Raw genomic sequence first — 15,443 nt, 5'->3', positions numbered from 1 at the left:
ATGCGGGCGATTGAGACAAATTCAATTTAAGGTATTTCGGCGTCCGGTGCCGCCAGAAATATTGCCATCGTAATGGCGTGTATAACAACAGCACCCATGGAGTAGACAAGCAAGATGGATATTTTTATTCAACAAATCTTAAATGGCCTGGTAGTCGGCAGCGTGTATGCCTTGGTCGCCCTTGGTTATACGATGGTCTACGGCATTTTGGGCCTGATTAACTTTGCCCACGGCGATGTCCTGATGGTAGGCGCATTAACGGCCTACACCGTGGTCAGCTTATTGAGTGGTACGGGGTTACCTGGCCCCGTCATCATGCTGATCGCCCTGGGCGTCGCGATTCCCGTCTGCATGCTGCTCAATGTCTCGATTGAGCGGATAGCTTACCGCCCCTTGCGCACTGCGCCGCGACTCGCTCCGTTGATTACAGCAATTGGGATTTCAATTTTGCTGCAAACCGGCGCCATGATGATCTGGGGTCGGGAGTACAAAGTGTTTCCTGAATTATGGTCATCTGATCCGATTCAAATCGCGGGCGCATTTGTTACCCCAACCAAGATTTTGATTCTGGTTGTCTCTGCCGCAATGATGGTTGGCCTACTGCTACTGGTACATCGCACCAAGCTCGGACGGGCGATGCGTGCTACCTCAGAGAATCCCCGCGTGGCCTCCCTGATGGGGGTTAACCCCGATCGTGTGATTGCGGCCACTTTCGCGATTGGTGCGGCGCTAGCGGCCGTTGCCGGGGTTTTGGTTGCCGCAAATTACAACAATGCGCACTTTGCGATGGGTTTCATGCTCGGCCTCAAAGCGTTTACTGCTGCTGTCCTGGGGGGAATTGGTAACCTCGCTGGCGCGATGGTGGGTGGCCTGCTCTTGGGCGTGGTTGAAAGCCTGGGCGCGGGGTATCTAGATGTCCTGACAGACCTTTGCTACTTCAGTGGTTTATCCAGCGGCTTGGCCGCAAGCTGCGAAGAAAATGGCGGCAGTATTTCACTCTTAGGCAGCCAGTATCAGGATGTGATTGCCTTCGTGATTCTGATTATCTGCTTAACCTTGCGCCCCTCTGGTCTCTTAGGAGAACGGATCGCTGACCGTGCGTAAACCAGCCGTGCTAGACGCCGCTCGTTTACAAGGTCAACTCACCTCGCTCATTCGGAGAAGGATTCAATATGTTTAATCTGGTTGCCTGGGTCAAAGGCTTGCAAGACCCCCGCCAAAAATTCATGGTTTATGTCGCCTGCGCTGCCTTGCTCTTGGTTCTGCCTTGGGTTGCCGCTGCGGTCGGACAGTCCTGGCTGCGCATTTTATGTTTTGCATTGCTGTATGTGATGCTCGCGCTCGGCCTGAACATTGTGGTCGGTTTCGCTGGCCTGCTCGATTTAGGCTATATCGCGTTTTATGCGATTGGTGCCTACATGTACGGCCTGCTCGCCTCGCCCCATTTGTTTGAAAATTTTGAAACCGTCAAGGCCCTCTTCCCCAACGGCCTGCATTCATCGATTTTGCTGGTGGTACCGCTCGGGGCGGCCTTGGCTGCCCTCGGTGGCATGATTCTGGGTGCCCCAACCCTCAAACTACGGGGGGATTACCTGGCCATTGTTACGCTCGGTTTTGGTGAAATCATTCGTATCTTTATGAACAATTTATACCAACCGATTAACCTGACCAACGGGCCTCAAGGTCTTAACTTAATTGACCCCGTGTCCATTGGGCCGGTGGACTTTGGACAAGGCCATGAGTTATTTGGGTGGTTCATTCCCAAAATGCACCTTTATTACTATCTTTTCCTGCTCTTATCCACGGTCATCGTCATCGTTTGCCTGCGGCTACAAAATTCGCGCCAAGGGCGGGCCTGGATGGCCATCCGCGAAGATGAAATCGCGGCTAAAGCGATGGGCATCAATACTCGGAATACCAAGCTGCTGGCCTTTGGTATGGGCGCTTCATTTGGTGGCGTCTCTGGTGCCATGTTTGCGGCCTTCCAAGGGTTTGTCAGCCCTGAAAGCTTTACGCTAAATGAATCGATTCTGATTGTTGCGATGGTGGTGTTAGGGGGAATCGGCCATATTCCTGGCGTCATTTTTGGAGCCATCATGCTGTATGCCCTGCCCGAAGTGCTGCGTCACTATGTCGAGCCGGTACAGAAATTTATCTTCGGTCGCAGTCTTATTGATGCCGAAGTCCTGCGCCAGCTCCTCTTCGGGTTAGCAATGGTCGTGATCATGCTATACCGACCACGCGGTTTGTGGCCTGCCCCGGAACACGGCACCCAGCCAAAAAACAATCAGTCTGCCGCGCCCACTGGCAGTGGTGCAACCGCTGGCTAAAGGAGCAAACATGTCATTCATTTTAGAAATCGCAGGCGTGAATAAACGTTTTGGTGGCCTGCAAGCGCTCTCCGACGTCGCCCTGCAAATCGAAAAAGGCCAGGTTTACGGTTTGATCGGCCCCAATGGGGCGGGTAAAACGACGTTCTTTAACGTGATTACCGGCTTGTATCAAGCGGATTCAGGTGACTTCAAGTTGGACGGCCAACCCTATAACCCGGCTGCCCCTCATTTGGTCGCCGCCGCCGGGATTGCCCGCACCTTTCAAAATATCCGCCTATTTCCTGACATGACCGCGCTGGAAAACGTGATGGTTGGGCGTCATGTGCGCACCAAAGGAACCTTCTGGGGCGCCATGCTACGCACGGCTTACACAGTGCGCGAGGAAGCAGCGATTCGCAGCCGCGCACGTGAGCTACTCGATTATGTCGGCGTTGCAAAATATGCAGATCATCCCGCCAAATATCTTTCATACGGTGACCAACGTCGCCTCGAAATTGCACGCGCCTTGGCGACAGACCCCAAATTATTGGCCTTGGATGAACCCGCCGCCGGGATGAACCCCACTGAAAAACTCAGCCTACGCAGCCTGCTGGAAGCGATTCGCCAAGATGGCATTTCTATTTTATTAATTGAACATGATGTCAAGCTGGTGATGGGGTTGTGCGACCGCGTGACAGTGCTTGACTATGGCAAGGTCATTGCAGCAGGCACCCCCGATGTCGTGCGGAAAGATCCCGCTGTGATAGAAGCCTACCTGGGAGGAGCCCACGCATGAACACCCCAACCATTTTATCGATCAACAATCTGCAAGTTTCCTACGGCGCGATTGCGGCTGTGAAGGGAATTGATATCGAAGTACGCGAAGGCGAGTTGGTCTGCTTGATTGGCGCCAATGGGGCAGGTAAAACCACCAGCATGAAGGCGATTACAGGCTTGCTGCCCTGGAAAAATGGCGATGTCTCCTATCTTGGGCAGTCTTTAAAAGGTCAGGCTGCGTATGATCGGATTCGGCAAGGGATGATCATGGTGCCGGAAGGCCGTGGCGTTTTCGCCCGCATGACAATTGTCGAAAACTTATTAATGGGTGCCTTCATTCGCGATGATCAAGCTGAAATCCAGCGCGATATTGAGCGTATGTTTGAAACGTTTCCACGCCTGAAAGAGCGGGCCCAGCAACTGGCCGGCACCATGTCTGGTGGTGAACAGCAAATGCTGGCAATGGCCCGAGCCTTAATGGGTCGGCCCAAACTGTTGCTGCTGGATGAACCGAGCATGGGCCTTTCACCGATTATGGTCGAAAAGATTTTTGATGTCATTCGCCAAGTCTCGGCGCAAGGCATGACCATTTTACTGGTTGAGCAAAACGCCAAACTCGCGTTGGAAGCCGCCCACCGTGGCTATGTGATGGAATCTGGCGTAGTCTCAATCAGCGGCGAAGCAAAATCGCTGTTAGCCGACCCACGTGTGCGAGCAGCCTACTTAGGCGAAGAAGAAACGGCGTAATGCCAGGTGGATTCTCCTGCGCGTTATGTTGTGACGAGCAGGCGAATCTACTCACTACACATCGGCTTAGAGCCCCAAGCAGAGGTATTTCAGCTCCAGATACTCATCAATACCATGATGCGACCCCTCGCGCCCTAAACCGGACTGCTTTATCCCTCCGAAGGGGGCGACTTCATTGGAAATGAGCCCGGTATTCACGCCAACCATGCCATATTCCAATGCCTCAGCTACGCGAAATACGCGGGCGAGAGACTGACTGTAGAGATAACTAGCAAGGCCATACTCCGAATCATTGGCCCATGCGATCACCTCTTCCTCGCTGTGAAAACGAATGAGCGGCGCAACGGGACCAAACGTTTCCTCACGCGCACACTGCATGTCTGGGGTCGCGTCACGCAACACGGTTGGCGCATAAAAATACCCGGCTTCCGTCGCCAGCCGATGCCCGCCGGTCATTAGTTGTGCCCCCTGATCAAGCGCTTGGCTGACATGCTGCTCGACCTTTTCCAACGCGGCGGCATCTATCAATGGCCCCACCTGAGTTTGGGGGTCGGTGCCTGGCCCCACCCTGAGACGACTGGCTTGGGCCGCAAAGGCCTCAGCAAACTGATCGTAAATGCCCGCTTGGACAAACAGACGATTGGCACAGACACAGGTTTGCCCGGCATTGCGGTATTTGGACTGAATCGCCCCCTGGACAGCTGCCGCCACGTCAGCATCATCAAATACAATAAACGGCGCATTGCCGCCCAATTCCAACGAAAGTTTTTTGATAGTGGGGGCAGATTGTTGCATCAACAGCCGCCCGATTTCGGTCGAACCAGTAAAGGAAAGCTTCCTGACCAGCGGGCTGGCGGTCAGGGTTGCCCCAATCACGGCTGCCTCCCCTGTAATCACGTTTAAGACGCCAGGCGGTAGGCCGGCACGCTGGGCCAACTCGGCCAAGGCCAAGGCGGTCAGCGGGGTTTGTTCGGCCGGTTTGACGATGATGGTACATCCTGCCGCCAGCGCTGGGGCCACCTTGCGGGTGATCATCGCTGCGGGGAAATTCCACGGGGTGATTGCCGCACACACGCCAATCGGTTGTTTGAGGGTCAGCAAGCGCCGATCAGCGGCGGGCGAGGGAATCACTTCCCCATAAGTACGTTTCCCTTCTTCGGCAAACCAATCTAGAAACGAGGCGGCATAGCGAATCTCACCGAGCGCCTCGGCAATTGGCTTTCCTTGTTCTGCCGTCATGATCTGCGCCAAATCGGCTGCATGCTGTTGTAGCAGACGCGACCAAACCTGCAATCGCTCGCCCCGCGCTTGCGCAGGCAGCGCCCGCCAGGCGGGCAAGGCTGCCGCCGCAGCCGTAATCGCCGCCATGGTTTCGTCGGCACCAAGACTCGCAACATCGGCCAGGTGAGCGGCCGTGGCAGGGTTAAATACCGCAAAGGTCTGCTGATCACGCGCCGTTTGCCATTGGCCGCCAATCAGCCCCTGAGTCTTGAATAAAGCCGGATCTTGTAAAGCGAGCATGATGTCACCTCATCGTCATCTAGGGTATTCACGCATTATGCGACAAGATTTAGCCGTTACACTCTCGCTAGATTATTCACAGGAGTAAACCATGTTGTTTGGCATGAGCCTAGAGTTGGTGATCGCGTTTATGGCCCTCGGCGCAGTAGGTGGGTTTTTAGCTGGGTTACTGGGGATTGGAGGCGGCTTGGTACTGGTGCCCTTTTTTACTTATTTTTTTAGCCAACAAGGTTTTCCAAGCGAGCACGTGGTGCATATGGCGATTGGCACCGCCGGAGCCACGATTTTATTCACCTCACTGTCCAGTGTGCGGGCCCATCACCGTAAAGGAGCCGTCATGTGGCCGGTTGTTTGGCGTTTTGTACCTGGCTTACTCGTCGGCACTCAGCTGGGTGCCCTGGTCGCTGACCAATTAAAGACTCCCGTATTGGCCGCTGTCTTTGCCGGCTTTGTTGGTTTTTCTGCGATTCAAATGTACCTTGATAAAAAGCCCAACGGTTCCCGCGAGCTCCCCGCAACGGCTGGCATGTTCGGGGTCAGTAGCCTGATTGGTTTGTTGTCAAGCCTAGTGGGGGCGGGGGGCGGCTTTATCTCAGTGCCCTTTATGACATGGTGTAACGTCAAAATTCATCAAGCAGTAGCCACCTCTGCCGCGCTGGGCTTTCCAATCGCCGCAGGCACTGCAATCGGCTATATCTGGCATGGCCTAAATGCCACCAATCTCCCCAGTTACGCGCTGGGTTATGTTTATCTGCCAGCGCTCGCCTGCGTTGTTGCCGCAAGTGTCACGACCGCGCCCATTGGCGCTGGCACAGCCCATCGTTTGCCCGTTAAAACGCTAAAGCGTGTCTTTGCTTTCGTGCTTTTTGGTCTGGCTAGCTACATGCTCTACAAAGCCTATGTGTTGCGCTAGGTGTAATTAGCTCTCTAGTTACGGCATCAGTAGTCACATAAAAAAACCGCCCTTTGGGCGGTTTTTTTACAGCGAGTGTTCTACCACTACTCGGTTTTGAAACCGCTCACCGCACGTTGCAAGCTACCCGCCATTTCATCAAGCTCAGAGACGACTTGTGAGGTTTCTTGAACGGCATAATTGTTTTCTTCCGTCATGCGGGCAATTTGATCAATGTGACGGGCGATGTCCTCAGTGCCATTTTTTTGCTCTGACACGGCCGTGCTGATCTCATCGACGCCACTGGTCGCCTCATGAACCGCGCTGTGCGCCGAAGCAAAAACCTGCTCTAACTCATTCAACAATTTCACCGAAGATTCAAGGGCGCTGGTTCCTTGCACCAGGGTACGGTCTACCGCCGAAGCGCGATCCCCTAGTCCTTGTGTCACCGAATCAATATCGCTTGCTGCCAACGCTGACTTCTCAGCCAAGCTACGCACTTCATCGGCAACCACCGCAAAACCGCGCCCTTGTTCACCAGCACGCGCCGCTTCAATCGCGGCATTCAAAGCCAGTAAGTTGGTTTGATCAGCAATGTCTTTCACCTGGGCAGTCATGGTCGTGATTGAAGTTGCTGATTTAATGAAATCTCCCACTGTTGCATTGATTGCCTCGAAAGAGTTACGAACATTCGCAATTTCAGACAGCAAGCGCTTTAATCCATTTTCGCCAGCGGAGCTCTTGTCCAAGCTATGTTTTGCCATGCTGCGCACCCGATCAGCGCTCTCTGAAATCGAGGCAATGCTGACTGCGGTTTGCTCGACCGTCGCGGCAATCGTTGCGGCAGCATCTGCTTGGCGGGTTGAGCCGGTGGAGATCGTATCGGCGCCTTGGACCAATTGATGGGAAGCCCCACTGATCCGCTGTGCTTGTTCGCGAACTAGCTGCACCGCACTTTGCATGGTGTTAACCAGTGAGTTAAACGCTTTGGCCGTTTGCGCTATTTCATCTATACCCTGAATCGGTACCCGGCAGGTTAAATCGCCAGCGGCCATTTTCTTCGCAGCCGCTTGAATCGCCGTCGTGGAATCAAGCAATGCTTTCACCACGAAGAAGGTAACCGCCAAGCAAGCAATAATCGCAATAATGACCCCAACAATGTTGGCTACGTTGGTTGAGTTCGCATCGCTTAAAGCTTTGTCGTAGGCGACCTGAGACAGTTTCTGTTCTAGTGCGCGCAAATCAGTTAACTGACTATTTAATTTCTCATAGTTCTGCTGTGTGGTGCTCATGAAAGTGGTTGCCATCGAGGCCTGAACCATCGATATTTCAATCATCTCACTCATGGAGCGCTGATAGGCTTGTGCATTGGTTCCTGCTGCGGTCAACAGCTTCTTCTCATCCGCATTAGTAATATCGGATTTCGCCAGAGCCGTCAGCTGCTTGTTAACGTCAGTAGCCCGTTCTTCCAGCGATTTAGCCAGCTTCTCGACTTGATCCATGTCGTAAGCATTCAAAATCCAATTTAAATACTTGTAGGCATCAGCGTGCATACCATTGACCGTCGAGTGGATCTCTGAGATCTGAGTGAGCAGTGAAATACGTATCTCGTAGATATTTTTCAACGCCCGCTCTTGGGCACTCAGGCCTAGGTAAGAAACGATTGCCAGCACCAGCATGAGCACCAACGCAGCAACGGGCGCTATCAGCAATTTGATAGAAATATTCAATCTATCGAGGATCCGCATGGCTTACTCCATTCTTCGTGTTATGACTTGGCAAGGTTGAAAACAAGCGTATGAATACACACCTTATCGGAAAAACTTTTGCAGTGTTTAGCATTTTCCATACTTATTTATGAGAGAAACCGCTCTACTGACCCGCAATTACGATAAAAATATAATCACATAGATTAATTAATAAACAATTATTTTACCAAGGTAAAATTTAACTGCTTCCCACCCGTTGACCTCGCGTACTAATTCACTGTTCACCAATTCAACTCTTATATATAATATATAAGTAACCAGCTCTCACTCAATTGCGGTTCGCGTTGGCCGATGAGCAGCCCCCAGCGCGTCGAGATTTTCAAGCCACGTTCAGCGTCGTGGACTGAAACAGACACCTATTCAGTTTGTTTCAGCTGGACGCAACACGGAGGCGAGCGAGGCCGATAAAATCGTATTACTTGATTCAAGTTTACCCATCACGGAGAAATCGCATGGCACACAACCTTCTGAATACGCTGCAGGAATTCGGCATTGGCAGCAAAAAAGGCAAGTATTACTCGCTACCCGTTCTCGGCCGCGCACTCAAAAGCAAAATGGCGCGTTTGCCCGTGTCGATTCGGATTGTGCTTGAATCGGTTTTGCGTAACTACGACGGTAAAAAAATTACCGAAGAACACGTCCGACAACTGGCCAACTGGCAGCCGAACGCTGAACGAGTTGATGAAATTCCTTTCGTGGTTTCCCGCGTGGTCTTGCAAGACTTTACTGGCGTGCCTCTGCTAGCAGATTTAGCCGCCATGCGTAATGTGGCCGCCAAAATGGGTAAAAACCCCAAAACCATTGAGCCATTAGTGCCTGTGGACCTCGTCGTTGACCACTCCGTGATGATTGACCACTTCGGCAACGAAAAAGCGCTTGATCTCAACATGAAACTGGAATTTGAACGCAACCAAGAGCGTTACCAGTTTATGAAGTGGGGCATGCAAGCATTTGATACGTTCAAAGTTGTGCCCCCCGGCATTGGTATCGTCCACCAAGTGAACTTGGAATACCTCGCTCGTGGCGTGCATAAAAACAAAGAAGGCGTGTACTACTTTGACTCCCTCGTCGGTACCGACAGCCACACCACCATGATTAACGGCATTGGCGTGGTCGGCTGGGGCGTGGGCGGGATTGAAGCCGAAGCCGGTATGCTCGGCCAGCCCGTGTACTTCCTCACCCCCGATGTGGTCGGTGTCGAACTCAAAGGCAAACTGCGCGAAGGCTGTACCGCCACCGACTTGGCCCTGACCATTACTGAACTGCTGCGTAAAGAAAAAGTGGTCGGCAAGTTTGTTGAATTCTTCGGTGACGGCACCGCGAGCCTGCCGTTGCCCGACCGTGCGACCATCGCCAACATGGCCCCAGAATACGGTGCCACCATGGGTTTCTTCCCTGTTGATGAAGCCACCATTGAATACTTTGAAGGTTCCGGCCGCAGCAAAGCCGAAATCGAAGCCTTCCAGTCCTACTTCAAAGCGCAAGGCCTGTTCGGTGTCCCTAAAGCCGGTCAAATTGACTACAGCAAAACCTTGGTGCTCGACCTCGGCAAAATCGAACCGAGCTTGGCGGGTCCTAAGCGCCCACAAGACCGCATTCAAATCGGTAAAGTCAAATCCACCTTCACCGACTTGTTCAGCAAACCCGCCGCTGAAAACGGCTTTAGCAAAGCCGCTGAAGACCTCGGCCAACGCTACACCACCAGCAAAGGCCTGGACATTGGTTCCGGCGATGTGCTGATTGCCGCCATCACTTCTTGCACCAACACTTCCAACCCCGGCGTGCTGCTGGCAGCGGGCTTGTTAGCGAAAAAAGCCGTGGAAAAAGGCCTCACCGTCGCTCCCCACATTAAAACCTCGCTCGCCCCCGGAAGCCGTGTGGTCAGTGAGTATCTGAAAAATGCGGGCCTGTTGCCTTACCTCGAAAAACTCGGTTTCAACGTCGCGGCGTATGGTTGCACCACCTGTATTGGCAACGCAGGTCCCTTGGCCGACCACATTGACGAAGCCATCGTTAAAAACGATCTCGTCTGTGCCGCTGTCCTCTCTGGCAACCGTAACTTTGAAGCGCGGATTCACCCCAACCTGCGCGCCAACTTCCTCGCCAGCCCACCGCTGGTCGTCGCCTATGCGATTGCCGGTAACGTCACCCGTGACCTCATGACCGAACCCGTTGGCTACGATGGCGAAGGCAAAGCCGTGTACCTCGGCGACATCTGGCCAAGCAGCCAAGAAGTGGCCAGCGTCATGAAATATGCGATGGATTCCAAAACCTACAAACGCCTCTACGCCGACCTCACCAAAGACCACGAACTGTGGAACAAAGTGCAGTCCGTCGAAGGCCAAGTGTACAACTGGCCCAAATCCACCTACATCGCCGAACCTCCATTCTTTGCTGACTTCAGCATGGAACCCAAAGGCGCAGCCGGCAACATCACTGGCGCGCGCGCCCTCGGCGTGTTTGGTGACTCAGTGACGACCGACCACATTTCCCCAGCCGGTTCCTTCAAAGAAACCACCCCTGCGGGTAAATTCCTCGTGGCCAACAAAGTCGCGAAAGCCGACTTCAACAGCTACGGCGCCCGTCGCGGTAACCACGACGTGATGATGCGCGGCACCTTTGCCAACGTCCGTATTAAAAACTTGATGATCCCCGCGAAAGCCGATGGCTCGCGCGTGGAAGGCGGCATCACCCTCTTCCAACCCACCGGCGAAGAGATGAGCATTTACGACGCCGCCATGAAGTACATGGACGCCGGCACCCCCACCGTGATTTTTGGGGGTGAAGAATACGGTACTGGCTCTTCACGCGACTGGGCCGCTAAAGGTACACAACTACTCGGCGTCAAAGCCGTGTGCGCCCGTAGCTTCGAGCGCATTCACCGTTCTAACCTGATTGGTATGGGTGTGCTGCCCCTGCAATTCAAAGGTAACGACAGCGCCGAATCCCTCGGCATCACCGGCAAAGAAACCTTTGAAGTGTTGGGCTTAGATGGCGAAGTGAAACCCCAGCAAGACGTCACGCTGGTCATCCACCGAGCCGACGGCAGCAAACAAGAAGTGAAAGTGCTGCTGCGCATCGACACCCCGATTGAAGTGGACTACTACAAACACGGTGGTATCTTGCCGTTTGTGTTGCGTCAGTTACTCGCTGCGTAAGTCCAGTAGGAACGTAGGAAAGCAAAGGGGGCCGCTAGAAATAGCGGCCCTTTTATTTCTCTATGAGTGAAATCCTCCAACTAAAAATACAACGAACATAAATCTCACGCTTCTCACATCTTGCTTTAGTACGACTGATATATAAAAATGCAACTTACCTATTTAATGCAAACTGTAAGCGACATATACATCTGATTAAGAGGAGAAAGAAATGGGTGAAATAACAAAGGCAAAAATAAATTTAATTGAAGGAACTATTGAATTAGAGGGCTCAGAGTCTTTCGTAACGAAATATCTAAACGAGTTTAAAGAAATTCTGAGAAAACCTGAATCGAAAAAAAGGGAAGAAATCACACCCATTATAGAAATGCCCCCTACGGAAAAGAAAACGCCTCCGAAAAAGGCCCCAATCAAAAAAACAACTTCAACTAAGAAAAGCGCAGCAAAAATCTCTATAGAACGCTTTGATATCCACGGGAACGGAGATATACCATCGTTGGCAGATTATATTGAAGAGAAAAAACCCGGAAATGGCAATGGAAATATTATTGCAGTAATTGGTCACTACATAACCGAGAAATTAAATCAGGAGAGCTTCTCAGTTGGTCAAATCGAATATGCTTATAAGATGTTAAAAATTAAACGTCCTAACCATCTACGCCAAATAATGACCAACGAAAAAAATAACAGAGATTTATTTGAACCAAATACTGAAGATAGCTCTAAATGGCAACTAACCCGCTCTGGGGAGATATTTGTATCTGAACAACTTCCTGCTGAATCATGAAAATAGAACACTTTTCTAATCAAGCTTCTTTAGTAGAAAAAACTGAATTAGAGAAAGTCGAGCTCCTTGCTTATTTTCTTTCTGAGAACAAAAAAGAATTGGAATTTACAGTTAATGATATATCTTCAATCATCTTTGCTTTAGGCTTCGCAAAACCTAATCAAAGCAGGCTAAAAAAAAATATCATCAAATCAAAAGCCTTTGTCAAAGGATCCAAACAAACTACTTATCGACTTTCTATTAAACGCTTAATAGAACTTAGAGAATTACATCCTGATATCAATGAAACAGAGGATATCGTTTCTGATGATTCAATAATACCCGAGGTATTACTGCAAGAAACAAAACGTTCTTATCTCATTAAACTTTCTCAGCAAATAAATGCAAGTTATGAAAATCATCTATTTGATGCCTGTAGTTTAATGATGCGGCGGTTATTAGAAGTATTACTAATTCATTCTTTTGAGAATGCGAAAATTGAGAATGATATAAAAGATGCTGAAGGAAACTACCAAAACTTAAAAACCCTGATTAACAAGGCTATTTCAAGAACTGAAATAAAGATATCAAATGATGTAAAGAGAGATATAGATAAATTTAGAGAACTAGGCAATTTATCAGCTCACCGAGTGAAATATAACTGTAGAAGAGATGATATAAGAAATATACGGCTTGAGTATCGAGCGACAATTGAAGAGCTTTTATATTTAGCTGGCCTCATCAGTACGTAATTAAACAGTAGAACGACTATCCTCTAATAATATAGTCCGTAGATATATGGAAGAGCACAGCTTAGACAATTGACGCGCATACCAAAATTTTTAAGCATATACCCATACGCAATTCACTTTCTATCCCACCATGTCTACCACCACCCTCCAATCCCTCTTCGCCTACAAATCCTGGGCTGATGCCGAGCTACTAGCAGCAGTCGCCAACTTACCCGCCCAGCACGCCGAGCAGCTCTCCGCCTGCATTCGTACTCTCAACCACATTCATATTGTGGACTGCATTTTTCAGGCCCATTTAAGCGGCACACCGCGCCCCTACGATGCGACACATACCAAAGAGTTACCCACGCTCGACGTCTTGCGCAAGGCAATGACGGAAACCGATGGCTGGTACGAGCAATACGTCGCTAACGTCAGCGAAGCAGCGCTGAATGAAACCATTGCCTTTACCTTTACCGATGGCGATGCGGGCCAAATGACGCGCCTAGAAATACTGATGCATGTGATTACCCACGGTAGCAACCACCGGGGTAATGTCGGGCAAATTCTCAAATCGCTGGCCATCAACCCACCGCGCGATTTGTACACCAAGTTTTTGCACCTGCGTGAGCCTGAACGGCGGGCTAGCACTGCATCTTGAGAGATTGTTTAGTCGCTAATTAAGTGGCTCATTGCATCACGCTCTGCATATTTAGATGACCATCCATGCCTTCCCACCCATCAGCACGCCTACCGCCACCCGGCTGATATTAGGCAGCATGCCGGGCGTGGCCTCGCTGCAAGCCCAGCAGTACTACGCCCACCCGCGCAATGCGTTTTGGCCGATCATGGCGCAGCTATTGAGATTTGATGGGGCATTGCCATATGCTAGCCGCGTGGCGGCCCTACAAACGGCGGGAATCGCGGTATGGGATGTGCTGCAATCGTGTGAGCGCGTTGGGAGTTTGGATGCGGCTATTGCACCGGCCTCGATAGTGGCGAATGACTTTGCGCAATTCTTTGCACAGCATCCGCAGATCACGCATGTATTCTTTAACGGTAGTCTGGCGGAGGCCACTTTCAAGCGCACGGTGTTACCCCAACTGAACCTGCTTCCGCAGGAGCAGACACTGCAGTATGCGCGGTTGCCCTCCAGCAGCCCTGCCCATGCCGCGCTCAGCGCTGATGCCAAGCTTGCTCAGTGGCGGCAAGTGATTACTGATAGCTAGTCTTTTCCGCTCACTCTTTTGATAAGGCATGGGTTTATCGGCTACTCGACAGACACAACGCGCTAAGTTGCTCTACAATTTGTAAGCATTTACTTAAGAAAAAATACTATGCCCGCCACATTGCTGACCCCACTTTACCCATTGTTGTTTGTCCTGTTGTGGAGCACCGGTTTTATCGGGGCGAAATTTGGCCTACCCCATACCGAACCGCTGACCTTTTTGCTGATTCGTTATTTGTGGGTGATTGGCTTGATGCTGCCCGTGGTCTTTCTGACTCGTGCGCCCTGGCCACAAGATAAAAAGCAGTGGCTGCACATTGGCATTAGCGGTCTGCTAGTCCATGCCACCTACCTAGGAGGCGTATTTACCGCGATTGGTAAAGGCTTGCCGGCAGGCGCAACCGCCCTCATTGTGGGTTTGCAACCGGTGATTACGGGATTTATTGCCGCGCCCTGGTTAGGTGAAAAAGTGCAAGCCAAGCAATGGCTAGGTTTAGTGTTAGGTCTAGTGGGCACGTGGTTGGTCGTCAGCCACAAGGCGGTGGGTATTGCGGCGGTAACGCTTACACAAGTGCTGCCTGCCATCATTGCCTTGCTCGGCATTACGCTAGGCACGCTTTACCAGAAAAAGTATTGCCCGCGCTTTGATTTGCGCACGGGCGTGATTTTGCAGTTTTTCCCCAGCGCCGTCGTCACGGGATTGCTGGTGTGGCTGACCGAAACCGCACACGTGGAATGGGTAGCGGAATTCATGCTGGCGCTGGCTTGGCTGGTCTTGGTGCTGTCGTTTGGCGCGATTACCTTATTGAATTTGCTGATTCGCAGCGGCAGTGCAGTCAACGTCGCCAGCCTGTTTTACCTCACACCTTCCGTCACCGCGCTGATCGCATGGGTGATGTTTGGCGAAGTGCTCACCCTGTGGGGCATCGCGGGCATGTTGATTGCGGCGGCGGGGGTGTACCTCGCACGCCGCTAGGCATGTCGCTTAACGAGTCAGCCAGACATTAAGGGGCTTGGCGTAGCTGCATTTGTGCGCGTACGGCCTGCTGTTGGGCTTGCTGCACCTGTTGGTCGAGCTGGGCTTGACGCTGAAAGTAACTCGGTTTGAGCGGTCTCATGCCATACCAGGTTACATAGCGCTCGTGTGCAAGCGCCTCGCGCTGGGCTTCCCGCTGTGAATTTAATTGCTCAAAACGCGCTTGCGCCTGCCGAGCCGCCAGCCAAGCTTGCTCACGTTCTCTTTCACGTTGATAAAGCCGCTGCGTAACTTTTTCATATTCCTGGCGTAATTGCTGTTGTTGCTGACGTTGTTCAGTGAGCGTAGGGGCAGGTGGCAATGCCAAGGTGATGGTGGTTAGCTGCGTTGTTGCGGTCGCCGAGGTTGAGGTCGCTGGGCGATCGGTGTATAGCGTTCGGCCATCTTCTGTTTGTAGGCGGTAGATATTCGGACTGGCAGGATTAGCGCCAACCGCCGCCGCCACGAGCATCAAGCTCAAACCGGTGCTGAATCGTAATCTCGACATGGTGTGTCCGCTCTTGCAA

The 15,443-nt window shown here is 51.7% G+C and carries 14 protein-coding genes; 11 read left to right on the top strand and 3 right to left on the bottom strand.

Annotated elements, in window-relative coordinates; genetic code table 11:
- Positions 1–114 precede the first annotated feature (114 nt).
- The 4 genes from DU000_RS00520 (at position 115) to DU000_RS00505 (ending at position 3,836) form a co-directional block, all read left to right on the top strand.
- Complete coding sequence (locus DU000_RS00520; RefSeq protein ID WP_114401416.1) at positions 115–1,104, top strand: branched-chain amino acid ABC transporter permease; 990 nt, start codon at positions 115–117, stop codon at positions 1,102–1,104.
- 122 nt (positions 1,105–1,226) lie between these two features.
- Positions 1,227–2,330 carry a branched-chain amino acid ABC transporter permease gene (locus DU000_RS00515; RefSeq protein ID WP_114402031.1) on the top strand — a complete coding sequence of 368 codons (1,104 nt, stop codon included), beginning with the start codon at positions 1,227–1,229 and terminating at the stop codon, positions 2,328–2,330.
- 10 nt (positions 2,331–2,340) lie between these two features.
- Positions 2,341–3,108, top strand: a complete 768-nt coding sequence (locus tag DU000_RS00510) for an ABC transporter ATP-binding protein (RefSeq protein ID WP_114401415.1) — start codon at positions 2,341–2,343, stop codon at positions 3,106–3,108.
- Complete coding sequence (locus tag DU000_RS00505; RefSeq protein WP_114401414.1) at positions 3,105–3,836, top strand: ABC transporter ATP-binding protein; 732 nt, start codon at positions 3,105–3,107, stop codon at positions 3,834–3,836. The genes DU000_RS00510 and DU000_RS00505 overlap by 4 nt, the downstream gene beginning before the upstream one ends.
- A 66-nt stretch (positions 3,837–3,902) precedes the next feature.
- Here the strand turns inward: DU000_RS00505 and DU000_RS00500 are convergent, their stop codons facing one another.
- Complete coding sequence (locus DU000_RS00500) at positions 3,903–5,357, bottom strand: NAD-dependent succinate-semialdehyde dehydrogenase (protein ID WP_114401413.1); 1,455 nt, start codon at positions 5,355–5,357, stop codon at positions 3,903–3,905.
- 103 nt (positions 5,358–5,460) lie between these two features.
- On the opposite strand from DU000_RS00500, the gene DU000_RS00495 reads away from it, so the two are divergent.
- Positions 5,461–6,270: a sulfite exporter TauE/SafE family protein gene (locus DU000_RS00495; protein ID WP_114402030.1), complete on the top strand. Its 810-nt coding sequence runs from the start codon at positions 5,461–5,463 to the stop codon at positions 6,268–6,270.
- Positions 6,271–6,356: 86 nt separating this feature from the next.
- Here the strand turns inward: DU000_RS00495 and DU000_RS00490 are convergent, their stop codons facing one another.
- Positions 6,357–7,997, bottom strand: a complete 1,641-nt coding sequence (locus DU000_RS00490) for a methyl-accepting chemotaxis protein (RefSeq protein WP_114401412.1) — start codon at positions 7,995–7,997, stop codon at positions 6,357–6,359.
- Between the two features lie 473 nt (positions 7,998–8,470).
- On the opposite strand from DU000_RS00490, the gene acnA reads away from it, so the two are divergent.
- The 6 genes from acnA (at position 8,471) to DU000_RS00460 (ending at position 14,877) form a co-directional block, all read left to right on the top strand.
- Entirely contained in the window at positions 8,471–11,176 is a 2,706-nt protein-coding gene (acnA, locus tag DU000_RS00485; protein WP_114401411.1) for an aconitate hydratase AcnA, read from the top strand.
- 211 nt (positions 11,177–11,387) lie between these two features.
- Positions 11,388–11,963 carry a hypothetical protein gene (locus DU000_RS00480; protein ID WP_114401410.1) on the top strand — a complete coding sequence of 192 codons (576 nt, stop codon included), beginning with the start codon at positions 11,388–11,390 and terminating at the stop codon, positions 11,961–11,963.
- Entirely contained in the window at positions 11,960–12,694 is a 735-nt protein-coding gene (locus tag DU000_RS00475; protein ID WP_114401409.1) for a DUF4145 domain-containing protein, read from the top strand. Before DU000_RS00480 ends, DU000_RS00475 begins: the two co-directional genes overlap by 4 nt.
- A 130-nt stretch (positions 12,695–12,824) precedes the next feature.
- Positions 12,825–13,334, top strand: a complete 510-nt coding sequence (locus DU000_RS00470; RefSeq protein ID WP_114401408.1) for a DinB family protein — start codon at positions 12,825–12,827, stop codon at positions 13,332–13,334.
- A 55-nt stretch (positions 13,335–13,389) separates the two neighbouring features.
- Positions 13,390–13,902 carry a DNA-deoxyinosine glycosylase gene (locus tag DU000_RS00465; RefSeq protein WP_114401407.1) on the top strand — a complete coding sequence of 171 codons (513 nt, stop codon included), beginning with the start codon at positions 13,390–13,392 and terminating at the stop codon, positions 13,900–13,902.
- Positions 13,903–14,010: 108 nt separating this feature from the next.
- Positions 14,011–14,877, top strand: coding sequence for a DMT family transporter (locus DU000_RS00460; RefSeq protein ID WP_114401406.1), 867 nt, complete (start codon positions 14,011–14,013; stop codon positions 14,875–14,877).
- Positions 14,878–14,905: 28 nt separating this feature from the next.
- Here DU000_RS00460 and DU000_RS00455 read toward each other — a convergent pair whose 3' ends face one another.
- Positions 14,906–15,424, bottom strand: coding sequence for a hypothetical protein (locus DU000_RS00455; protein ID WP_147266942.1), 519 nt, complete (start codon positions 15,422–15,424; stop codon positions 14,906–14,908).
- Positions 15,425–15,443: the final 19 nt, after the last annotated feature.

It is taken from the genome of Parvibium lacunae (assembly GCF_003335215.1).
GTDB lineage: Bacteria > Pseudomonadota > Gammaproteobacteria > Burkholderiales > Burkholderiaceae_D > Parvibium > Parvibium lacunae.
This window is presented reverse-complemented; position numbering and strand designations above follow the sequence as displayed.